This is a genomic window from Priestia sp. TRM10 (assembly GCF_057808375.1).
This window is the reverse complement of record NZ_JBJZOT010000015.1, coordinates 379,541-400,425: the sequence shown is the minus strand read 5'-3', so window position 1 is coordinate 400,425 and position 20,885 is coordinate 379,541. Positions and strand designations below refer to the sequence as shown.

Here is a 20,885-nt window from a genome sequence, read left to right as displayed (position 1 = left end):
AAGATCAAGTATTTTTAGCGGATGGATGGTTTTTTTAAAATATATGAGATCCTATTTAATCAGAAATTGAACTTACTTTTACTGAAATGAGGAGGTAGATTATCCTGGTTAATGTAAAGATAGATCATAACACATCCGTTCAATTATTAGCAGGTGAGTTTCTATCTGTTGTGCAAAAAGCAGCAGTTGCTGTTCATCCATGGATTGGAAAAGGTAAGAAGAATGAAGCAGATAGTGCAGGTACAGAGGCCATGAGGAAACAAATGAATTTAATTGATATGAATGCTGTTATTGTAATTGGTGAAGGGGAAATGGATGAAGCCCCTATGCTATATATTGGCGAAAAGTTAGGAACTGGTACAGGGCCGCATGTAGATATTGCCGTTGACCCAGTGGAGGGAACAACACTTGTATCAAAATGGCAAGATAACTCTTTAGCTGTTATCGCTGTGTCTGAAAAGGGAACACTCCTTCATGCGCCAGATATGTATATGGAGAAAATTGCAGTTGGTCCAAAAGCGAAGGGATGTATAGATATTAATTGTTCTTTAGTAGAAAATATGACAGCGGTAGCAAAAGCGCTAGGGAAAGCTGTGAACGAACTAACCGTTATGATACAAGATCGGCCTCGTCATGATTACTTGATAAAGCAGGTATTTGAAGTAGGGGCGAAAGTACGCCTATTTTCTGATGTGGATATTACTTGTGCTATCGCAACAGCAATTGATGCACTGGATGTAGACATTTTTGTTGGAACAGGTGGTGCTCCAGAAGGGGTTATTTCAGCTGTTGCTTTAAAGTGCCTTGGAGGAGATTTTCAAGGTAAACTGATACCGAAAAATAAGGAAGAAGAGGAGCGTTGCATAAAAATGGGGTTAAAAAACCCTAAAGGAGTTTTAAAGTTGGACGATATTGTAAGATCTGAGCGTTGTTTCTTTGTTGCTACAGGTATTACAGATGGCATGTTACTTAAAGGAACTCAACAAAAAGAAAATGGTGCAATTTTAACACATTCATTTTTAACAACAGGGGCAAATTCTAAAAAGTTTCAGTTTGTAGAAGCATGTTATTAATAATAGAGATGATAGAGAGGGAACAAGATGAAGAAAATTGCTGTATTAACTAGTGGCAGTGATGCTCCAGGAATGAATGCGGCTATCCGAGCTGTCGTTCGTAGAGGGATTTTTAGTGGGCTCGAAGTTTATGGTGTACGAAATGGTTTTAGAGGACTAGTTGAGGGTGATTTGATTTCTATGGATCTTGGCAGTGTAGGGGATATTATTCATAGAGGAGGTACAATCCTACAAAATGATTACTGTGAAAACTTTCAGACCGTTGAAGTCCAAAAAAAAGCATTAAGACAATTGAAAGAAGTAGGAATTGAAGGTCTTATTGTAATTGGAGGAAACGGGGCCATTAAAGGTGCTGAGATGTTAAGTATTCAAGGATATCCTACAGTCTGTATTCCAGGAACCATTGACAACGATGTTCCAGGTACCGATTATACAATTGGATTTGATACAGCTGTCAATACAGCAGTGGAAGCTATCGATAAAATTCGGAATACTGCCTCTTCGCATGATCGCACATATGTTATTGAAGTGATGGGGCGTCATGCAGGTGATATTGCTCTATGGACAGGGATAGGTGTAGGGGCAGAATCCCTGATTATTCCAGAAGCAGAATATGATATAGAAGATATTATTGCTAGAATCAAACATGGTTATAAACGCGGAAAGACCCATAGTATTATTGTTGTTGCCGAAGGAGTAAGAAAAGGGATAGGAACAGAGATGGGAAAAATGATTCAAGAAAAGACTGGATTTGATACGAAAGTGACCATACTTGGACACCTTCAACGTGGTGGAGCTCCTAGCGCTTATGATCGAATGATAAGTAGTCAAATGGGGGCAAAGGCTGTAGATTTACTCAACGAAGATGAAAAGGGAGTAATGGTAGGAGTGCAAAATGGTCAATTAATCTATAGACCTTTGGAAGAATTAATGGAAGATCAGCATGTTATTAATCTAGAGATTTATCATTTAGCAAGAAGTCTATCTATATAGAAATTATTAAGTTATTAAAAACTATATAATGGTAAATAAAAAATAAATCTCGATTGCTAGATGCTTTCGAGGTTTATTTATGCATTCAGCAGAGTGGAATAAGAGAAGCCCAAGACACAAAGTCTTGGGCTTTTCTATTCATTAATACGTTTTATCTCCATTAAAAATCGAATTTTTCACGATTACATAATCAACGTTACGGATAGCTTCTAACTTATTGCCACCAGCATAAGAAATAGAAGACTGAAGATCTTGTTCCATTTCTGTTAACGTATCTTGAAGAGCACCTTTATGCTCTACGTACATTTTCTTTCCTTCAACATTTTTCTTTTCACCTTTTTGGAATTCTGAAGCTGAGCCAAAGTATTCTTTGTAGAGCTTGCCATCTTCTCGTACAACAGACTCTCCAGGAGACTCTTCATGACCAGCAAATAGAGAACCAATCATAACCATAGCAGCACCAAAGCGAACAGATTTTGCGATATCACCGTGCGTACGGATTCCGCCATCAGCAATAATTGGTTTGCTTGCGGCTTTTGCACACCAGCGAAGAGCAGCTAGCTGCCATCCTCCTGTTCCAAAGCCTGTTTTAATTTTTGTAATACATACTTTTCCTGGACCGATTCCAACTTTAGTTGCGTCTGCGCCAGCACGCTCTAATTCACGTACTGCTTCAGGCGTTCCAACGTTTCCGGCAATAACGAATGTAGTTGGTAAAAGGTTTTTAATATGTCCAATCATTTTAATCACGGCATTTGAATGACCGTGGGCAATATCAATTGTAATATATTCTGGTGCAAGACCTTCATCTGCAAGCTGTTGCACAAATGTGTACTCTTCTTCTTTAACACCAACGCTAATAGATGCGAATAGTCCACGTTCTTTCATGTCTTTTACAAATGAAAGTCGCTTTTCTGGTTGGAAACGGTGCATTACATAAAAGTAACCGTTTTCTGCTAAGTAAACAGAGATTTTTTCATCGATAATTGTTTGCATGTTTGCAGGAACTACAGGAAGTTTGAACGTACGACCGCCAAACTCGACCGTTGTATCACACTCAGAACGGCTATTTACTACAGACTTAGCTGGAATTAACTGAATATCTTCATAGTCAAACACGTTTTCCATTAGTTACACCTCTAAATACGAATATTTATATTTAAATTAACTTTCAACGTTCGTTAAAAATATACTTCATTTTGAGTTAGTTGTCAAACTTTTATAATGTTTTTATTTTTTGAGAGGAAATAATAGTTTTTGTAGAGATTTAAACATAAAAAGTAGGAAAGTAAGCGCTATATTTTTCTTTTCTTTTCCTCATTTAATTATTTCTATAATTAAGAGGGAAAAGGCGTATTGTTCGGATTTTTGAAGATTAACTAAAATAAAGTTTGTAGACGGGATGTACATTAAAGTACTTTTTGTTTTTTTCTTTTTTAGCATCTTCGTTAAGAATTGAACTTATTCAGATAAATTTAAGATAGAAGAATCAGTTTGGAATAGTGAAAGGAATAGACCTATGGAAAGAAGGGGGAAGACGAACCTCCCTATTTCGAATATAAGGCATATATTATAAGAGTGATGCGTAAATAATGGAGCATTGAAGTGCATGAGCCTTATAAGAAAAAGGATAGAGGATGTTGTGAGAAGAAGTTATTTTCTAATGTTTTGTTCGAAAGGTGACCAAAAGGTTTTTCAATAAGCTTCATCTCTTGGATAATCTTGTACATAAGAGAAATAAAAAACCTAGCTTACCTGCAAGCTAGGTTTTTGCGCTGTTATTTTGCTGTTTTATTAATCATATTATCTAAGTATTCTTTAATAGCTTCAGGATTTCCAGAAATTTTTTGTTCTCTTTCTTCATCTTTCCGCAGCTTTTGAAGCGCTTTTTTTAACACTGTTTCCGCCTGACTTTGGGGAACAACTACAACGCCGTCTGCATCACCAACAAGAATGTCACCTTGACTGATCGAAACACCTCCGCAAGAAATCGGCACGTTCAATTCACCTACGCCTGCTTTTCCGCTTGCCGCAACAGCTGTACTTTTACAGAAAACAGGGAAATTCAGTTCTTTAATTCCAACAACATCTCGAACAGCACCGTCTACAACAAGTGCACTAACCCCAAGCGTTTGCATCATTCCGACAACAAAATCTCCTGCAATTCCACGGTAGCTGTTTCCTTTTGTATCTATAATAATAACGTCGCCTTCCTTTGCTTGACGTATGGCCTTTAAGACGGCAAGGTTATCTCCAACAGGCATCTTAACGGTTAGGGCTCGTCCGGCAAATTTGTACTCTTCTTTTAATGGTTTAATAGCTGAGTCCAAGTTATTTAAACCGTCCATTGCATCTGATATACATGTTGTTGGTACTTCCTTAAACTGATTGATAATGTAGTCCATCCCTTTTCCCCCTGTACAGTTTAGTAGAAATCAAAAAAGCGGCGAGTTAGACAAGCTCAATAGGAAGATTATTTTTCCAAAAAACGTGTGACATCGCTCGTTTTGCTCCTTCTTCATCTTCTCCATGTATTTCAACTTGAAATGATTGAGAATTAAGTACTGTATACGTTAGACCAAGAATACTTTTGGCATCAATCGTTTTATCATCTGTTTTAATGACAATGCTTGACTGAAATTTATTGGCTGTTTCGTTAATCTCTACAACCACTTTTGCTAATGATTTATTTAATGCCATCTTTCACACGCCTCTCCAAATGTGTTAACTCCTTTGTTAGACGGTTTAGCTTCTCTAAGGGTGTTATAAATGTCTACAATGTTCATTATATAATCTTTTTTATAGATTATGAAAATAGAAAAAAAGAATGAATAACCATTAAGAAAACTTATCATAAAACGGGTAAGGTGAGAGAACATGTTAAAAAGAGACAGGGCGGAATTTGTTTCCTGAATATCAGTACTAAATCATAAAAAGAAAGTATAAAAGAGAATAAGGGGAGAGGAAAACACTTTTTAACATACCTGCTAATCTATTAGTAAGAAAACTACAGAGTGAAAAATCTTAACAAATATGTTATATATGAAGCATCATTTTTTCTAGCTTTTTGAGCATACTAATGAGAAAGATTTTGGATGCTTATAAAAGGGAGAAATAAGTTTTAAAAGGAGAGGTAAGATGCGTAGAAGCTATACCGTATTCTTTTTATGTTTATTTATCGCTTGTATTACAGCTGGATTAGGATTTGAACGTCATTTTGATTATGCGATGCTCATTGGAACTGCTCTTGGGCTTTTCTTTTTAATTTGTGCAGCTTTTGTGATAGGAAAAAAACGAAAGAAGTCAAAATTAGAATAAAAAAGAAAGGGCATAAAAATATTTTATGCCCTTTCTTGTATCCACTGAAAAATGGCTTTTATTAACGCTTCTTTTCGTTGTTCAAACTGCTTGCGACGATGTCCATTTGCACCTGATGGATGAGGGAAACCTGTTAAGAATGTTTGTTTAATTTTTCCTTCTTGGGCTAAGTTTGTTAGAACATGATCAGCAGCTTTTCCAAGGGGAATAACAAGGGCTTTAGAAGGCAACTGTGCAAGCTCCTCTGGGAATATAGTGTACGCGTAAGACGACAAAAGTTTATTTTTATTAATCATAGGCTGAGAACCTGTATAGTTTTTCCCTTTATAAAAAGCAGGATATTTGATAACTGATGTTGTATGAAGAATGTTTCGTTCTGTTGAAAAAAGAGAAGCAGCATCTTTTATCCTAAGCGCTGTCGGAAGACCGCATTCTTCTAACATATGAATTAAATTTCTTCTCATACTTCCCGCAAAGCTTCCCGCTATTTTCGATTTTTTCAATCCATATTCTAATGAATGTCCATTGGCTAATTCACTTCTCAACGTTTCATACGCCAATTTCATTTGCTGAAATCCTGGTGTAATTCCAACGATAATCACTTTTGCATCCTTATTGATATATTCATTGTGCGGGGAATAGTAGATTTCAACGTTGTTTTCTTTTCCGACGAGAAAAGATGAATGAAGCAGATGCTCACGCGAGAGTGATTGATTTAAAGGTAAGTTATAAATTGCTTCTAAGCAATCGCTAATATTTTTTATCATGTTGTTGCACCTTTTTAACCTTTTTCTTTCTGTTTTACCCTGAACGAGCATCATTCATTCAAAACGGAAGGTTAAGCTGTGCTGGGACATCTTTATGAAGGTCAGGAGTAAATTGTACTTGAAAAGCATACTCTTCTTTTGAAAAGCAAAGAAGATGGCTATTCCATTTGGCATTTTCTACTTTCTCTCCTAGCTCTTTTATAAAGGACAAGTTAGGTGTGCCAAACGTTACAATCATACGAGGAGCTAAGGCTTTTAGAGCAATCGGAATCCAAGGCCTTGTTTTAGAAACAACAACAGCATGAGCGGTTCCACTTATTACAAAGTTAAATATATCTTGATCTCGCTCTGTTTTCATACTCAGTTTATTTTTTAGCCACTCTCTGAAAACAGGAACAGAAGAAACAGGGAAACCAACTTCCCGGATGTATATAATATGGAGATCTCCTAACGGTTTTAGGACTGTTTCGTCAACACTTTCATGAGCAATAATTTCTAAAAGATGACCGTCTCCGTCTCGAAAATAAAGGTTTCTTCGTCCGTTCTCATCATCAATATATTTATCATTTTCTTGCCCTAGGAGAAGCAAGCCAGATTGACTTAAAAAAGATGCGGATTCATAGAATAGCGAATATGGCACTTGGAACGCGACATGAGCAGGGGATACGGGAGTATATTCTTCTTTAAAACTTAGCGTTGTATAAGAGCTGATTTGAAAACGGATAAATGTGGAAGATTCATAGATGATAGGGAAGTGAAGACGCTCTTTATAAATTTGTTTAACACCTTGAATGGATAGTGTATGGAGCTGGACATCAGAATAGTGAGTAATCATTGATAGATCTCCTTTTAAGTAATGATGGAATTTGTACGATAAATAATAAACCAAATTAAAAAACAGAATGTACCGTAATTTTTCAAGTTCTTGATAGCTATAGTAACGATATCCTGTTTCGTTATGTATAAATGAAGGTTCTAGGAGTCCAATATTGCTGTAATATCGAATTGTTTTTATAGAAGTGCCGCAGAGTGAAGCCATTTTTCCAGTAGAGTACATCTTTAACACCGCTCTTTCATTTAGTATACAATATCCACTCAATTTTGGGATAAAATGTATTTGGTTATGGTTGTCTTTCTTTCTACATTGCTATTAAAATGAAAGAAAAAATAGGGAGGAAGAGTGTTTATGTTTTTGAGGAAAGTGAGTCTACTGCGCGATAAAGTGACTAGTTTCGAGCAGTTCCCTTTTTCAATTCCAGTTATTGGAGCGCTTGAAGAGCTCGATTTTAACACGTGCGTAACTTTTTTTGTGGGAGAAAACGGGTCTGGTAAGTCCACGCTATTAGAGGCTATTGCGTCAAATTGTGGCTTTCATCTCTCTGGAGGCGCTAAAAATAATCAGTATAGCACGTATGAACAAAAACCAATATTAGATGAATATATTCGCTTATCATGGATGCCGAAAGTCTCGAACGGTTTCTTTTTAAGAGCAGAATCATTTTATAATTTTGCCACCTATCTTGATATCCTGCAAAAAGAAAATCCTGATCAAGATGTTTTTAAAGCGTACGGAGGAAAATCTTTGCATGAGCAATCACATGGAGAAGCATTTCTTTCGCTTTTTTCACATCGCTTTAATGAGAAAGCTCTCTATCTTTTAGATGAACCAGAAGCAGCACTTTCCCCAGCAAGACAGCTTGCGTTACTAAAAACAATTCATGATCTTTCTAAAAAAGGGAATGCACAATTTATTATCGCTACACATTCTCCTATTTTATTAGGCTATCCAGAGGGAGTTATCTTGAATTTTGATTCTTCTTCTCTTGAGGAAATCCCTTATGAAATGACAGATCATTACCAAATTACACATTATTTTTTACAAAATAGAGAAAGAATGCTTCATCATCTACTGACAGAAGAAGATGAAACAAAATAGAAAGAAGGTGTAATATGCTAGAGTATTTTTTAATGTTAAGTCCAAGGAGTCAAGTTGCTTGTTTAGTTCTATTAAGTGAGAAGGTTGTAGATCGATTAAGGGGGATAGAAGGGTATCCAGAAGCAAAAGGAGCGCTGAGACGCTGTGCGGACTGGTCGAAAGTTCAAAGAGAAAAAGGAGATAATTTGTACTCATTGCTTGAGGATGGAAGCGATGAGTCAGGTTTATTTAATTATACAGGGTATATAGATATGGAAGAGGAGACTGAACAGGTTTGGGACTGTGTTGTGAGTACAGTAGCGTATACTGCTTATTGGGCGTATGCCTATGAGGGACAGAAGTATGTTCCTCAAACGCTTGAAAGCATTGATGAAGAGCTTATCGAACATTTTTTGGCGAGCTTTTATGCGCTTGATCCGAGTCATCAGCAAATAGTGGCTGAAACTATTGCCGAAGTAGAAAGCTTTCTCATATAAGAAAATTCACTATACCAAGCAATTCTTCTTTGTAGTTTTTAAAATTCGTTTTATAATAGAAAAGTTACTCCTCTATAACAGATATCGTATAGGGGATGAGTTGTGATAAGGAGGTTTTCTGGATGAGAAAGATCTATTTACTTTCGCTTGTACCCTTTATTGCTATATTAGGGTTTCTTCCCTTTGTAAACAGAATAGAGCCTTTTGTATTAGGCTTACCTTTTAATATGTTTTGGATGGCTTTATGGACAGTGTTAACATCAGTCATTCTAGGCATTATGTACAAATTAGACCCGCGAAACCGGGAAGGGGAAGAAAAATGAATTTGGCACTTTTTATTATTTTAGCATTTTTACTTTTAGCTCTTTATTTAGGTATCCGTGCTTCAAAGGGAAAAGAAATGAACTTAGAAGAGTGGACAGTAGCAGGCCGCGGCTTTAGTGGGATATTTGTTTTTCTACTGATGGCGGGGGAAATTTATACAACGTTCTCCTTTTTAGGAGGAAGCGGCTGGGCGTATGGAAAAGGAACACCTGCTTTGTACGTTATGATCTATATTACGCTTTCTTATGTTCTCTCATATTGGCTTCTTCCAAGCATTTGGAAATATGCTAAGGAACATAATTTAGTTTCTCAATCAGATTTTTTTGTAAGTAAATATAAAAGTCCGTATTTAGGTGTGCTAGTAGCAATCGTTGGTGTTGTTGCGATGATTCCTATTATTGTTGTTCAGCTTAAAGGGCTTGGAATTATCGTGTCACAAGCTTCATATGGAGCTATTTCTCTCTCAACAGCCGTTTGGGTAGGAGCGATTTGCTTGACGGTGTATGTGATGATTTCGGGCATTCACGGTTCTGCGTGGACAGCGGTTATTAAGGATCTTATGATGGTTAGTATTATTGGATTTTTAGGAGTGTATTTACCTCTTCATTATTATGGAAGCTATCATGATATGTTTCAAGCTATTTACAGTTCAAAGCCTGAGCTTTTAAAGCTACCAGATGAAGGCTATAGCGTGTCTTGGTTTATTTCAACCGTTATTTTACTTGTGCTTGGTTTTTATATGTGGCCACAAGTATTTAGCTCAACATATACAGCGAAGAGTGGAAAAGTCTTTCGCAGAAATGCAATAATTAGTCCACTTTATACACTTATGCTTCTTTTTGTCTTTTTTGTAGGATATGCAGCTGTTTTAAAAGTTCCGGGCTTGCAGGGGGGAGACGTTGATTTAGCTTTATTAAGCTTATCGATTCAGACGTTTGATCCATGGTTCATTGGAATCATTGGAGGTGCAGGGCTGCTAACAGCGCTTGTGCCTGGCTCCATGATTTTGCTCAGTGCTTCAACGCTATTATCAAAAAATGTTTATAAAGTATTCGTTCCATCTGCACCTGATGAGAGAGTTGTTAAATTAGCTAAAACGCTTGTTCCTTTTATTGCTCTTATTTCGGTTTATTTTACACTAAATGAAGGAACAACTCTCGCAACCATTTCACTTATGGGCTATAACATTATGACGCAGCTTTTTCCAAGTTTAATTTTTAGTTTGAGAAAACGCAACTTTGTAACAAAGCAAGGAGCAGCATCAGGTATTATTGTTGGACTTGCTACTGTAACTTATATCACGCTAAGCGGAACAACGATTGCAACATTGTTCCCTAACATACCTCAGGGAGTAAAAGATTTGAATATTGGATTCATTGCATTATTTATTAACGTAATTGTAACGATTATTGTAAGTTTAATGACGAAAAAGATAAATAAAGGACAAAGCAACATATAAGATAGCCTTAATTCCTCCATTGCAAAATGGAGGGATTTTTCATGAACAGCAGGTCAAAATGTTAGGGTGATAACTAGCTTTTAACAATCCAGTATTCATCAAAAAAAGGTCTGAAATTAAATTCAGACCTTTTTTTATTTAAGCTTCAACGCGTGTGAAAAAGTTTGGTAAATAGTCTTTATGCGCTTCTAGCATTTCATCTAAAATGACTTTAGCCATTTTATCAGATGGTACAAGTGGATTAATTGTTAAGGCAAGAAGAGCTGTGTCATAGTTTCCTGTTACAGCAGCTTCTGCGGCAACGCGTTCAAATGATTTAATTTGGCTAACAAGTCCTTGAGCAGCAACCGGAATTTCACCGTTCACAACAGGACGAGGCCCTTCTTTTGTAATAACGCAGCTTACTTCAACAGCAGATTCTGCTGGGATAAATGAGATTGCTCCATTATTGATTGTGTTAACAGGTTGAATATCTCGTTTATCGTTATAAATAGAAGAAATTAAGCGAACAGCTGCATCGCTATAGTAAGCACCGCCACGTTCTTCTAACTGAGGTGGTTTTACGGCTAGATTTTCATCTTTGTACAGTTCGAATAGTTCAGTTTCTAGCTTTTTCACAACTTCCGCGCGCGTTGTGCCTTCTTCAAAGTTTTTAAGCTCTTTTTGCAGCGTTTGTTCTTTTTTATAGTAGTACAGGTGGTATGGGCATGTGAGCGCATTTAAAGCTTTTAAGAATCCAGGCTCCCATTCTTGACCTTCGATGTTTTTCACAAAGCTGCTGTTTTCAGGATCTGATAGCTTTTCAATTACTTTTTCTTTTACGCTAACTCCGTCCAAATAAACATCTAGTCCATATACCATATGATTTAAACCAGCAAAATCAATAGAGATTCGAGAATGATCAACGTCTAATAATTTAGCAATCCCCATTTCCATTCCGATTGGTACATTGCACAAGCCAACAATTTTTTTATGATTGCTATAACGAAGAACAGCTTCAGTTACCATACCAGCTGGGTTTGTAAAGTTAATGAGCCAAGCGTTTGGACATAGTTCCTCAATATCGTTTACGATGTCTAAAATAACAGGAATTGTACGTAGGCCTTTGAAAAGTCCACCTGGCCCGTTCGTTTCTTGCCCTAATACACCATGTTTTAATGGAATGCGCTCATCTTTTGCACGAGCATCAAGAAGACCAACGCGAAGTTGTGTTGTAACAAAGTCAGCATCTTTTAAGGCTTCTCTACGGTCTAGAGTTAAATGAACTTCAATATCTAATCCAGCTTTTGCAATCATGCGTTTTGCGAGATTGCCAACAATCTCTAGTTTTTCTTTTCCTTCTTCTATATCAACAAGCCAAAGCTCTCTTAGTGGCAATTCATGATAATGTTTAATAAAACCTTCTACTAGTTCAGGTGTATAGCTTGAGCCTCCACCAATAGTTACAATTTTAATTCCTTTTGACATTGTGAAAACCTCCAATAACTAAAATTGAGTGCACATTAAGTGTAATCGCTTTACTAAAAGGGAGTAAATAGAGAGAGGGTGTTTAGGTTTTTATGACGTTAAAAGGCATTTGTTACATTTCCGAAACACTATGTTTCATGTTATTCTTAAAAAGAAGGAGGGGGAACATGTTTTCAAGTGAAATGATTTCTTCGTTTAATGAACTTGAAACTGCTTTATATAACTACATTTGTAAAAATGGAGAAAAGGTCGTATATATGCGAATTCGCGATCTTGCTAATGAAACGCATGTTTCAACGTCCACTATTTTACGATTTTGTCGGAAAATAAACTGTGAAGGTTTTTCAGAGTTTAAAGTAAAATTGAAGCTTCATTTAAATCAATCGCAGGAAGTTAAAGTAAAAAGCAGCCAATATGCTCTCTCAGAGTTTGTAGAAAGAATTGAGAGTTTTCAAGAAGGAATAAAGAGAGCAGTCGATCTTATTACAAGTTGTGATAACGTTATTTTTATTGGAACAGGAAGCTCTGGTATTTTAGCTGAATATGGTGCTCGATATTTTTCGAGTATTGGAAAGCTATCTATGTATGTAAAAGATCCTTATATGCCTATTCAGGCAAATTTTTTACATAATAGTACAACAATAGCTCTGTCTGTATCAGGAGAAACTAGCTTTACCGTGTCCCACATTCATCAGTTAAAAGAGAGCGGAAGTCACATTGTGAGTATTACAAATAACAAACATTGCACAATGAGCAAGATGGCTGATGTGAATATTTCTTATTATGTAAACGAAGAATGGATAAATGGAGCGAATATTACAACACAAATGCCTGTTGTCTATCTTTTAGAAGAGATGGCGCGTGAGGTACACCGTGTTTCAACAAGAGCAAAAAATTAGAAGCTTTTTCTTTCAATTGTGTAAGGTTGAACAAATTGAACGTTGTCTCAATGGAAAAGGTCATTTACAATAAAAGAAATCAATTATTTTGGGGAGGTAGTATTTACATGGAAAGCAAGAAGTTTACTGGTTATGTTGGTACATATACAAAAAGGGGAAGTAAAGGAATCTATTCCTTCACACTTGATGTGGAAAATGGAACGCTTTCTTCTGTGAAGGAAGCGGCACATGTAGATAATCCTACATATTTAACATTAAGTAAAGATGAGAAATATTTATACTCTGTAGCAAAAGTAGGTGAAGAAGGTGGACTTGCTTCATATGCTGTCACCGGAGGAGAACTGAAAGAACTTAATACAGTAACAGCAGAAGGAGCACCTCCTTGTCATGTAACAACAAATGATGAAAATACAGAAATTTATACAGCAAACTATCATAAAGGCACAATTGAACTATATGAAGTTAATGAGCAGGATGGCACTGTAAATACTGCACTTGACATTGTTGCGCATGAGGGATCTGGTCCACATGAAAGACAAGAAAAGCCTCATACACACTATGCAGGACGAACGCCTGATGAAAAATATATACTTGCTATTGATCTAGGAAGTGATCAAATTGTAACATATATAAGAGAAGGTAAAGAACTTAAGCAAGTAGCTACACTTTCTACGAAAGAAGGAAGCGGTCCACGTCACATTGCATTCCATCCAAATGGAAAGTATGCATATGTTATGACAGAAATTAGCTCAGAAGTTATTGTACTTCGCTATGATGAACAAAGCGGTGCATTTACTGAGCTTCAATACATTTCAACTATTCCAGAAGACTTTACGGAGAACAATCAAGGAAGCGCTATCTATTTATCACATGACGGACGATTTGTTTATGCGGGGAATCGCGGACACAATAGCATTGCTGTATTCAAAGTTCACGGTGATTCAGGATTGCTTACATTTGTGGAACATACGTCAACAGAAGGAGACTGGCCACGTGATTTTGTATTAGATCCAACAGGGAAATTTGTGGTCGCTTCAAACCAAGAGTCGGACAATCTTGTTCTGTTTAGAAGAGATGAAGAAACAGGAAGACTTTCCCTTCTTCAAAAAGATGTAACTGTTCCAGAGCCAGTATGTGTGAAATTTGCGACACTTCCACAATAAGAATAAAAAATAAAATCGGTTTTGGGAGGAATCCCAAAACCGATTTTATTTTCGTTGTTCATTTAAATAATGATGCCAAATGTCTTCTTCTTCCGCTGATGTTTCACCAATGAGCGTAGAGAAATCAACTTTTTGACTGAAAAGGTCTTTTAAAAGATTAAACTGTTGAAAGGATCCTGAAAATTTTGTAAGAGAAGAAGAACGAGCAATTTTTTCTAGGTTTACTATTTCTGAACCTCTCAGCTCTAAGTCTTTAAGCTGAGGAAGGGTTGCTAATGCTTCGGCATCTTTTACAACACAATCAGAAAAAGTAAGCTGTTTCAGTTTCTTCATCTTCTTCATAAAATCAAGATGAAGAAAAGATCCTTCTGAAATCTCAAGTGTTTGAAGGTTTGTTAGTTGTTCAAGAACTGCTATTTCTTCTTGCTTTACATTTTGTAAGCTTGAAATAGACAGGTGTTTTAATGTCTTTATTTTTGAGAGAGCATGAAGTTGCTCACCATTTTCAATAGAAACAAAAAGAGACTGAATGGATAGCTGTGAAAGTCCGCTGTAATTAAGATGTCCCATCTCTTTTAAGTGAAGCGTTTTTAAGACTGGAAATGAAGCAAGCTGTGATAAATCTTTTAAGGCTGTTGCGCTTACGTTTAATTCCTTTAAATGTTGAAGATGACTAATTGATCTTACATCTTCAACAGGGGTATGTGCTAAAAATAACTTTTTTAACCCATTCATCCTTGCAAGAGGACTTAAATCTTTCACATTATTGCCACTTAAAATAAGCTCTTTCATTTCTGTACATAGAGAAAGAGGTGAAAGGTCATTTACCTTTGGACCTCTTAGAAAATAAAGTTGTTTGCTTTTTATAAACTGCTGTGGAGACAAAGAGGTTTCATCAACAATTTCTCTCCATGATGAGTTAAGCGAACTATACCACTTTTCTAGCTCGTTTGGTGATGTAGAAGCAAACTGAGGACGAAGTACCGGAAGACTCATATCAGACAGCTCATCAAAAAAATGATCGCCACCGCTGTCTCCATATGACCAGGATACTGTGTCACCCTCATTATATATCGTATAATTTCCGCTTTGAATTGTTTTTAACATAAAGCGAAGAAAGTCATTCAGGCTTTGGGCAATAACATATTTTGTCTCTTCATCTCGTCCAAAATTAATAACTTGGCCCTTCATTCCTTGCACATCAGGAGAGAGATCAACGCCCATATTATTGCCACCGAAATCTTTGCTAATAGGGATCCATTTAGAGTTTGTATATAGTTCTTCTATCCAGCCAGTTGGCACTGAGTAAGAATCAATTTCTTCATTTAAATCAGTCCCTATACTTTTCCATACCCTCCATTCTTCTAAAAGCCCATCTAATGAAAGAAAAGGAAGACCAAAGAAAAAACCTGGCCCATTTTCTCCTTCTCCATCACTATAAAGGTATAGTTGACGAAGTTCGCTTGGAAACGTAACGCCAATTTCTTTTTCTACTTCTTTTATCTTTTCCTTTGAGGCAGGAGGATTAAGAAAGGAAGAAAATAAAGGGGTCATTTCTTGTTCGAGATCCTTCATAAGAGCATTCATACCGGTTTCTCCTTTATCTTTTCTTTTTATCATACAATAAATAACCATTTCCATAAATAGTGAAAAGGTGGGGTATAGTGGTAGAAGAATAGCTGCTCACTACATTTTTAAAATAAGTCGTTTCCAATATGGATTGTTTTGTTGTATAATGGATAGCGTTGGCTTGCAACCAAATCTACAATTGAACAGGATGTTTTAACTATGGAAAACAAACAATATAGAGTATTGCTTTATTATCAGTACGTAAAAATCGAAAATCCAGAAGAGTTTACGGCTGAACATTTAGCATTTTGTAAAGAACTTGGGCTACTAGGTCGTATTCTAGTTGCTGATGAAGGTATTAACGGAACCGTTTCTGGAACAGTCGAACAGACTGAACAATATATGAAAAAAATGCATGCGGACCCACGTTTCGCAGATATGGTCTTCAAAATTGATGAAGAAGATGAGCATGCATTCCAAAAAATGCACGTTCGTTATCGTCCAGAGCTTGTAAATCTTCAGCTTGACGAAGATATTAACCCACATGAGTTAACAGGGAAATATCTTGAGCCAAAAGAATTTTATGAGCAAATGCAAGATGACAATACGCTTGTTATTGATGCACGTAACGACTATGAATATGATGTTGGTCATTTCAGAGGAGCGATCCGTCCGGATATCCGTACGTTCCGCGAGCTTCCTGAGTGGATCAAAGAAAATAAAGAACTGCTTGATGGTAAAAAAATCTTAACGTACTGCACAGGCGGAATTCGCTGTGAGAAATTCTCAGGATGGCTTGTACGTGAAGGATTTGAAGATGTTTCTCAACTTCACGGCGGAATCGTAACGTACGGTAAAGACCCTGAAGTGCAAGGTCAACTTTGGGATGGACAATGCTACGTGTTTGATAAGCGTTTAACAGTTCCTGTTAACAGAGTAGAACACGTTGTTGTTGGGAAAGACTACTTTTCAGGTGAGCCTTGTGAGCGCTATGTAAACTGTGCAAACCCAGAATGTAACAAGCAAATTATCTGTTCAGAAGAAAATGAACACAAATATATGCGCGGCTGCACGCACGAATGTCGTGTGACACCAAGAAACTTATATGTAAAAGAGCACGATCTTTCAGAAGAAGAAATTCAAGAAAGATTAGCTGTTATTGAACGTGAAGAAGCAGCAGTGAAATAAAAAATCCTCCTTTTTAGGAGGATTTTTTTATACACATTTAAGCAAGCTATAGCGCTGTGTTAAGGCGTCTAAACGATGTTTAACAAGCATATGAAGTTCAGCTTTGTACACAGTGCTTAGGGCTTTTTTGACGTTCATTTTTATAATAAAGGCATTAATTTGGTCTTTTACATAGTTCTTTACTTGATTTTCGTAGAATAAATGTTTTGAACGAAGTTTTTGTTCTACGTCGCGTACTAAGGAGAAAGAAAATTGAACAAGTTCATAGTCAGGTTGAAGCATGAAATCTTGGATTCTCATAAGATAGCCTCCTTATTTACATTGTTGTAATAAAGTTTACAAAATATCAACAGAGAAGTCACTCAAAAGTTGTCGAAAATAAAATAATTAAGAATCACTCTTTATATGTATGATAAAAAGAGAAAGAGGTGTACAAAAGAGGTAAATAAATTTTATACCCGTATTTTAAGAGGGGAAAACAACAAAGCGTACTTTCTATCATATATAGAAAATACGCTTTATTTACTGACCGTAAAATAAAGTATACGCTTTCAAAAGGGGCGAGTAAAATCACTAGGGCTAAAAAAGAAGCTCCATGTCAGGTTTTTTTTCGCTATTTTCATTTTTGAACTTATTTAATTTTACTAAAATGAGGGATCCCCTCCAAGTTAGAAAAGTAGGAATTTGGAAATGCTATTATAGGGATAAAGTAACAATTTTTGGGAACGGAAGTGTAGTAAAAGGTTTTTTTAAACGTGTTTAGGGAATAAGAAAAAGAGAAAAATTTGTTATGAGGGAAAGCAAACAACCTAAAGCAGATTGTTTGCTCGTCTATCATCCTTTTGAAATAATAAGAAGAAATAAAAGAAAAAGGAGTTTGATACATATGAAAGTATTACTTATCGGCGCCAACGGAGGAGTTGGACAACATATCGTGCCACTTCTTCAAAACAGCACAGAGCATAGCGTACGTGCAATGGTTCGCAAAGAAGAACAAGCTGAAAAATTAAGAGATAATGGCATTGAAGCTGTTGTGGCAAGTCTAGAAGGCACAGTAGACGAGATTGTTGAAGCGGGAAAAGATTGCGATGCATTTATCTTCTCAGCAGGTTCAGGTGGAGGTACAGGAGAGGACAAAACTCTTCTAGTAGATTTAGATGGTGCGGGAAAATCTATCGAAGCGGCTGAAAAGCTTGGAATTAAACGATTTGTGATGGTAAGTGCTCTTCAAGCCCATCACCGTGAAAATTGGAACGGAAACTTACTTCCATACTATGTTGCGAAGCATTATGCAGATAAAGTATTAGAAAGCAGTTCACTGAACTATACAATTGTTCGTCCAGGGGGTCTTCTAAATAATGCTGGAACAGGTAAAGTTAAAGTTTCGGAAAATCTAGAAAGAGGATCTATTCCACGTGAAGATGTAGCAAAAACGGTTGTAACTGCTCTTACAGAAGAAGCAACGTTTAAACGTGGATTTGATTTAGTTTCTGGAGAGCAAGACGTTTCGGAAGCACTACGTTCTTTATAAGTAAAAAGACTAAGAGAGAGAGAAGGAGGTGGCCTTCTCTCTTTTTTTTGAAAAAGAAGCAAAAAAAGAATAGATCGAACGGACTATCCTAAAATCCATTTACATCCTTTTATAGAAAAAGGTTAATGTTAAAGAAAACAATAACTATAAACCCTATTATAGCAATGAATGTTCGTTATTTTCTATATTAGTAAAAAGGAGGCGTATATCTTTCTTTTGGGTATTTTACACTATAAAAAATGGTTTTTATATAGTGTATAAAAGGAAAAGGTATATGAAAAATAAGTAAATTTACTTACATGATTTACCTTGACCAGCCCCCAATTGTTACTTATTATGGAAAAAGAAGTTTTTAAGAGCTCTTATTCAGCGCTGATACATAAAAGAGTGAAGGGAACTAAAAAATACATATGGCAAATTCAGGTGAGGAATTGTGCTTTAAGTAACAGGAGGAGAACGCGTGATGTGGAAAAAGTTAAGTATTATAGGAATGAGTTCGGCACTGGCTTTAAGTTTAGCTGCATGTGGGTCTGAGTCAAGTTCGAAAGAAGAAGGATCTTCGTCTAAGAGTGATGTTATTGAAGCAACAATTAAAGATGCGGCATATGTAATTTCAAGTGAGGACGATGGTCAATCTGTAGACTCTGAAACAGGTCTTCTTGAGGTCAATGTGAAAGTTACAAACAAGACAAATTCTTCAATTATGCTTGATTCATATGATGGAGTTAAGCTTTATGATGGGGACGAGCAGATAGAACCTGAAAACGTATATGATACAGAAGTAGGCTTAGATGACGATAGTAGCGGCACTATTGGCGGCAAAAAAGTCAAGAATGTAAAGTACTACTTTAACGTTGAGAAAGATAAAAGTTATGAAGTTGGTTTAAAACCAAGAACAAAAGAAGTGGAAGATGAAGCTGAAGAAGTGATGCTCAAGCTAGATACAAAGAAATATGATGATAGTTTTGAGGCGCTTCAAGATCCTGCAAAAGCAGTTGAAGCATATGTGAAAACTCTTTACTTTGGTGAAGAAGATAAAAACTATGACAAACTAGTTTCAGCAGATAAAGAGAAAATAGAAGAACAAGCAAAAGAAGCATTTGTTGATAGAATGAGCACAGCAACTAGTGGTACAAATGTAGATGACTCAGAAATGAATAAGATGTATGACACTTATAAAGCAACGCTTGCAGAAAAGGCAAAACTAGAACCAAAAGTTGTAGCAAGAGGAAAAGATAAAGCAGAAGTGAAATTAAAGTATTCAAGCGTTTCGCTTTCCGACGTTTATGATTCTTTAGGTGATTATGCTAAGGAGTACATGGAACAAAATGCAACATTTGACCGAGAAGCCGCTTATGAATATGCAGTCACAAAATTTGATAAAATCATGGAAGATACAGATGCAAAGAACAGTTCATACGACATGACTATTGACTTAAAACTGAAAGACGGAAAATGGGAAATTGACTCATCTGCTGTAAAAGATTTTAACACAGCATTTGGTGAAGGACTGCTTTAATAAGGAGAGTAAAAATGAAGAAGTGGATACTAACTAGTGCCGCTATAGTCCTTTTACTCATAGTAGGGGCGAGCATTGTGATTCAACAAAACACACAAAGTCCTGAAGAAGCAGTCAAAGAGTTTGAGAAAGCTGTTTCAACAAAAGATACGGATTTATTGAGTGAGCTTATTGTTCCAAATAATGAAAAAGCACAGGTCAATAAAACTTCCCTACAAGCGTTTGCAAACTATTTACAATCTAATAGTAGCAGTCTAGAAGCGATTGAAGATAGCCTGGACGAGCAGCTTAAGGAAAAGAACTTTACTGAAACGAATTCACAGGTGAGTCTTGTGGAAGACGGAAAAGAGCTGTTGTTTTTTCCAAAGTATAAATTTGAGGTGAAAACAATAGAGCTCGCTATTAGGGGAGAACAAGAAGGCGAGAAAGTAACCCTTTCCTCCAATGGATTTAAAAAGGGGCTTCCGAAAGAGAAAGATTCTCTATATGGTCCATTTCTTCCTGGAGAATATACGTTTAAACTATCGGTAAAAACAGATCTTGCTACATTTATTGGAGACCGTAAAAAAGAGCTGTGGGGAACAGGGAAAACAAGTCTTCTAATTGACTCTGAAAAGATGGCTAAGTCTGATGAAAAAGTGAAAAAAGATTTGGTTTCGGCAGTAGAGCTGTTTAACAAAGATTTTTCACGCTACGAGACATCTGAGTTTCAACTTTCTGCTTTTTCAAACGCAACGCAAGAATTGAAGAGTGGCGAGTCCAATTATGGAGAAGGATTTGAAGAGGTCAAAGATGCCTTAGATGAAATTCAGTCTCAATATGAGGGAGGCATTGTTGATCTTGATTCTCTTGATATTTCGTATTTCGACGGAAAGTGGAAAGCAAATGCATCTGCAGCTGTTTCCTATATGAATAAAGTCAAGGTTAGCGGCGGAAAAGAATTTGAAGATTTGTCCTACGGAGCGCTTCGTGACTATCAGTTAGTTTACAGTGCAGAGAAAAAACAATGGCTGATTGATGACATGGACGAATATGATTACGATGATGACGAAGTAGAGAACTGGAAATATATTCAGGAGACAAATCCCAATAATCCTGTCTTCAAATGGACACGTGATGGGAAAAAAGATGAAGGTAGTTATTACTAATTATAATAGTAGAAAAAAGCTCTTATTTTTAAATAAGAGCTTTTTCTGCATTTTC

General features: G+C 36.4%; 21 protein-coding genes and 1 pseudogene. 13 read left to right on the top strand and 9 right to left on the bottom strand.

Going from position 1 to position 20,885, the window contains the following annotated elements:
• Positions 1-98 precede the first annotated feature (98 nt).
• Entirely contained in the window at positions 99-1,073 is a 975-nt protein-coding gene (gene glpX / locus ACK3CR_RS18805; RefSeq protein WP_276517256.1) for a class II fructose-bisphosphatase, read from the top strand.
• A 27-nt stretch (positions 1,074-1,100) separates the two neighbouring features.
• Positions 1,101-2,066 carry a 6-phosphofructokinase gene (gene pfkA, locus ACK3CR_RS18800; RefSeq protein WP_243518783.1) on the top strand — a complete coding sequence of 322 codons (966 nt, stop codon included), beginning with the start codon at positions 1,101-1,103 and terminating at the stop codon, positions 2,064-2,066.
• Between the two features lie 141 nt (positions 2,067-2,207).
• Here the strand turns inward: pfkA and guaC are convergent, their stop codons facing one another.
• From guaC to ACK3CR_RS18785, 3 genes are all read right to left on the bottom strand, one after another.
• Entirely contained in the window at positions 2,208-3,194 is a 987-nt protein-coding gene (gene guaC / locus ACK3CR_RS18795) for a GMP reductase (RefSeq protein ID WP_019392130.1), read from the bottom strand.
• A gap of 650 nt (positions 3,195-3,844) precedes the next feature.
• Positions 3,845-4,471 (bottom strand): RraA family protein, encoded by a 627-nt coding sequence (locus ACK3CR_RS18790; RefSeq protein ID WP_328122639.1) that lies wholly within the window; start codon positions 4,469-4,471, stop codon positions 3,845-3,847.
• A gap of 46 nt (positions 4,472-4,517) precedes the next feature.
• On the bottom strand, positions 4,518-4,766 hold the full coding sequence (locus tag ACK3CR_RS18785; protein ID WP_111925432.1) for an HPr family phosphocarrier protein: 249 nt from the start codon (positions 4,764-4,766) through the stop codon (positions 4,518-4,520).
• A gap of 438 nt (positions 4,767-5,204) precedes the next feature.
• On the opposite strand from ACK3CR_RS18785, the gene ACK3CR_RS18780 reads away from it, so the two are divergent.
• Positions 5,205-5,384 carry a hypothetical protein gene (locus ACK3CR_RS18780; RefSeq protein WP_243518790.1) on the top strand — a complete coding sequence of 60 codons (180 nt, stop codon included), beginning with the start codon at positions 5,205-5,207 and terminating at the stop codon, positions 5,382-5,384.
• Positions 5,385-5,407: 23 nt separating this feature from the next.
• On the opposite strand, the gene ACK3CR_RS18775 is transcribed toward ACK3CR_RS18780, so the two are convergent.
• The 3 genes and pseudogenes from ACK3CR_RS18775 to ACK3CR_RS18765 all read right to left on the bottom strand — a co-directional run.
• Complete coding sequence (locus ACK3CR_RS18775) at positions 5,408-6,151, bottom strand: uracil-DNA glycosylase family protein (protein ID WP_328122640.1); 744 nt, start codon at positions 6,149-6,151, stop codon at positions 5,408-5,410.
• 58 nt (positions 6,152-6,209) lie between these two features.
• Complete coding sequence (locus ACK3CR_RS18770; protein ID WP_328122641.1) at positions 6,210-6,986, bottom strand: VOC family protein; 777 nt, start codon at positions 6,984-6,986, stop codon at positions 6,210-6,212.
• Positions 6,987-7,064: 78 nt separating this feature from the next.
• A pseudogene (locus ACK3CR_RS18765) lies at positions 7,065-7,208 on the bottom strand (MerR family DNA-binding transcriptional regulator); the annotation flags it as partial.
• 129 nt (positions 7,209-7,337) lie between these two features.
• On the opposite strand from ACK3CR_RS18765, the gene ACK3CR_RS18760 reads away from it, so the two are divergent.
• The 4 genes from ACK3CR_RS18760 (at position 7,338) to ACK3CR_RS18745 (ending at position 10,346) form a co-directional block, all read left to right on the top strand.
• Complete coding sequence (locus tag ACK3CR_RS18760; protein WP_328122642.1) at positions 7,338-8,087, top strand: AAA family ATPase; 750 nt, start codon at positions 7,338-7,340, stop codon at positions 8,085-8,087.
• A 14-nt stretch (positions 8,088-8,101) separates the two neighbouring features.
• On the top strand, positions 8,102-8,563 hold the full coding sequence (locus ACK3CR_RS18755; RefSeq protein ID WP_328122643.1) for an Imm6 family immunity protein: 462 nt from the start codon (positions 8,102-8,104) through the stop codon (positions 8,561-8,563).
• Positions 8,564-8,685: 122 nt separating this feature from the next.
• Positions 8,686-8,886, top strand: a complete 201-nt coding sequence (locus ACK3CR_RS18750) for a DUF3311 domain-containing protein (protein ID WP_061805382.1) — start codon at positions 8,686-8,688, stop codon at positions 8,884-8,886.
• Complete coding sequence (locus tag ACK3CR_RS18745) at positions 8,883-10,346, top strand: sodium:solute symporter family protein (protein ID WP_328122644.1); 1,464 nt, start codon at positions 8,883-8,885, stop codon at positions 10,344-10,346. Before ACK3CR_RS18750 ends, ACK3CR_RS18745 begins: the two co-directional genes overlap by 4 nt.
• A gap of 138 nt (positions 10,347-10,484) precedes the next feature.
• On the opposite strand, the gene ACK3CR_RS18740 is transcribed toward ACK3CR_RS18745, so the two are convergent.
• Positions 10,485-11,813: a 6-phospho-beta-glucosidase gene (locus ACK3CR_RS18740; protein ID WP_243518805.1), complete on the bottom strand. Its 1,329-nt coding sequence runs from the start codon at positions 11,811-11,813 to the stop codon at positions 10,485-10,487.
• A 167-nt stretch (positions 11,814-11,980) separates the two neighbouring features.
• Between ACK3CR_RS18740 and ACK3CR_RS18735 the strand changes: the two genes are divergently transcribed.
• Together ACK3CR_RS18735 and ACK3CR_RS18730 are read left to right on the top strand one after the other, a co-directional pair.
• The gene (locus ACK3CR_RS18735) at positions 11,981-12,712 is read left to right on the top strand and encodes a MurR/RpiR family transcriptional regulator (protein ID WP_243518807.1); all 732 of its coding nucleotides are present in this window, start codon (positions 11,981-11,983) and stop codon (positions 12,710-12,712) included.
• Positions 12,713-12,819: 107 nt separating this feature from the next.
• On the top strand, positions 12,820-13,875 hold the full coding sequence (locus ACK3CR_RS18730; RefSeq protein ID WP_488975929.1) for a lactonase family protein: 1,056 nt from the start codon (positions 12,820-12,822) through the stop codon (positions 13,873-13,875).
• 45 nt (positions 13,876-13,920) lie between these two features.
• Here ACK3CR_RS18730 and ACK3CR_RS18725 read toward each other — a convergent pair whose 3' ends face one another.
• Positions 13,921-15,462, bottom strand: a complete 1,542-nt coding sequence (locus ACK3CR_RS18725; protein WP_488975928.1) for an SMI1/KNR4 family protein — start codon at positions 15,460-15,462, stop codon at positions 13,921-13,923.
• 201 nt (positions 15,463-15,663) lie between these two features.
• Between ACK3CR_RS18725 and trhO the strand changes: the two genes are divergently transcribed.
• Entirely contained in the window at positions 15,664-16,632 is a 969-nt protein-coding gene (gene trhO / locus ACK3CR_RS18720) for an oxygen-dependent tRNA uridine(34) hydroxylase TrhO (protein ID WP_243518816.1), read from the top strand.
• 27 nt (positions 16,633-16,659) lie between these two features.
• Here trhO and ACK3CR_RS18715 read toward each other — a convergent pair whose 3' ends face one another.
• Positions 16,660-16,932: a hypothetical protein gene (locus ACK3CR_RS18715; protein ID WP_124049142.1), complete on the bottom strand. Its 273-nt coding sequence runs from the start codon at positions 16,930-16,932 to the stop codon at positions 16,660-16,662.
• Positions 16,933-17,518: 586 nt separating this feature from the next.
• Between ACK3CR_RS18715 and ACK3CR_RS18710 the strand changes: the two genes are divergently transcribed.
• The 3 genes from ACK3CR_RS18710 (at position 17,519) to ACK3CR_RS18700 (ending at position 20,830) form a co-directional block, all read left to right on the top strand.
• Positions 17,519-18,163, top strand: coding sequence for an SDR family oxidoreductase (locus ACK3CR_RS18710; RefSeq protein ID WP_243518819.1), 645 nt, complete (start codon positions 17,519-17,521; stop codon positions 18,161-18,163).
• A gap of 463 nt (positions 18,164-18,626) precedes the next feature.
• Entirely contained in the window at positions 18,627-19,682 is a 1,056-nt protein-coding gene (locus ACK3CR_RS18705) for a DUF5105 domain-containing protein (RefSeq protein ID WP_430238007.1), read from the top strand.
• A gap of 14 nt (positions 19,683-19,696) precedes the next feature.
• Entirely contained in the window at positions 19,697-20,830 is a 1,134-nt protein-coding gene (locus ACK3CR_RS18700; RefSeq protein WP_488975927.1) for a TcaA second domain-containing protein, read from the top strand.
• Positions 20,831-20,885 lie beyond the last annotated feature (55 nt).

Bases quoted from the DNA above. Each gene is read 5' to 3' on its own strand.
- pfkA (WP_243518783.1), top strand. From the start codon at position 1,101: ATGAAGAAAATTGCTGTATTAACTAGTGGCAGTGATGCTCCAGGAATG.
- guaC (WP_019392130.1), bottom strand. From the start codon at position 3,194: ATGGAAAACGTGTTTGACTATGAAGATATTCAGTTAATTCCAGCTAAG.
- ACK3CR_RS18790 (WP_328122639.1), bottom strand. From the start codon at position 4,471: ATGGACTACATTATCAATCAGTTTAAGGAAGTACCAACAACATGTATA.
- ACK3CR_RS18785 (WP_111925432.1), bottom strand. From the start codon at position 4,766: ATGGCATTAAATAAATCATTAGCAAAAGTGGTTGTAGAGATTAACGAA.
- ACK3CR_RS18780 (WP_243518790.1), top strand. From the start codon at position 5,205: ATGCGTAGAAGCTATACCGTATTCTTTTTATGTTTATTTATCGCTTGT.
- ACK3CR_RS18775 (WP_328122640.1), bottom strand. From the start codon at position 6,151: ATGATAAAAAATATTAGCGATTGCTTAGAAGCAATTTATAACTTACCT.
- ACK3CR_RS18770 (WP_328122641.1), bottom strand. From the start codon at position 6,986: ATGATTACTCACTATTCTGATGTCCAGCTCCATACACTATCCATTCAA.
- ACK3CR_RS18760 (WP_328122642.1), top strand. From the start codon at position 7,338: ATGTTTTTGAGGAAAGTGAGTCTACTGCGCGATAAAGTGACTAGTTTC.
- ACK3CR_RS18755 (WP_328122643.1), top strand. From the start codon at position 8,102: ATGCTAGAGTATTTTTTAATGTTAAGTCCAAGGAGTCAAGTTGCTTGT.
- ACK3CR_RS18750 (WP_061805382.1), top strand. From the start codon at position 8,686: ATGAGAAAGATCTATTTACTTTCGCTTGTACCCTTTATTGCTATATTA.
- ACK3CR_RS18745 (WP_328122644.1), top strand. From the start codon at position 8,883: ATGAATTTGGCACTTTTTATTATTTTAGCATTTTTACTTTTAGCTCTT.
- ACK3CR_RS18740 (WP_243518805.1), bottom strand. From the start codon at position 11,813: ATGTCAAAAGGAATTAAAATTGTAACTATTGGTGGAGGCTCAAGCTAT.
- ACK3CR_RS18735 (WP_243518807.1), top strand. From the start codon at position 11,981: ATGTTTTCAAGTGAAATGATTTCTTCGTTTAATGAACTTGAAACTGCT.
- ACK3CR_RS18730 (WP_488975929.1), top strand. From the start codon at position 12,820: ATGGAAAGCAAGAAGTTTACTGGTTATGTTGGTACATATACAAAAAGG.
- ACK3CR_RS18725 (WP_488975928.1), bottom strand. From the start codon at position 15,462: ATGAATGCTCTTATGAAGGATCTCGAACAAGAAATGACCCCTTTATTT.
- trhO (WP_243518816.1), top strand. From the start codon at position 15,664: ATGGAAAACAAACAATATAGAGTATTGCTTTATTATCAGTACGTAAAA.
- ACK3CR_RS18715 (WP_124049142.1), bottom strand. From the start codon at position 16,932: ATGAGAATCCAAGATTTCATGCTTCAACCTGACTATGAACTTGTTCAA.
- ACK3CR_RS18710 (WP_243518819.1), top strand. From the start codon at position 17,519: ATGAAAGTATTACTTATCGGCGCCAACGGAGGAGTTGGACAACATATC.
- ACK3CR_RS18705 (WP_430238007.1), top strand. From the start codon at position 18,627: ATGTGGAAAAAGTTAAGTATTATAGGAATGAGTTCGGCACTGGCTTTA.
- ACK3CR_RS18700 (WP_488975927.1), top strand. From the start codon at position 19,697: ATGAAGAAGTGGATACTAACTAGTGCCGCTATAGTCCTTTTACTCATA.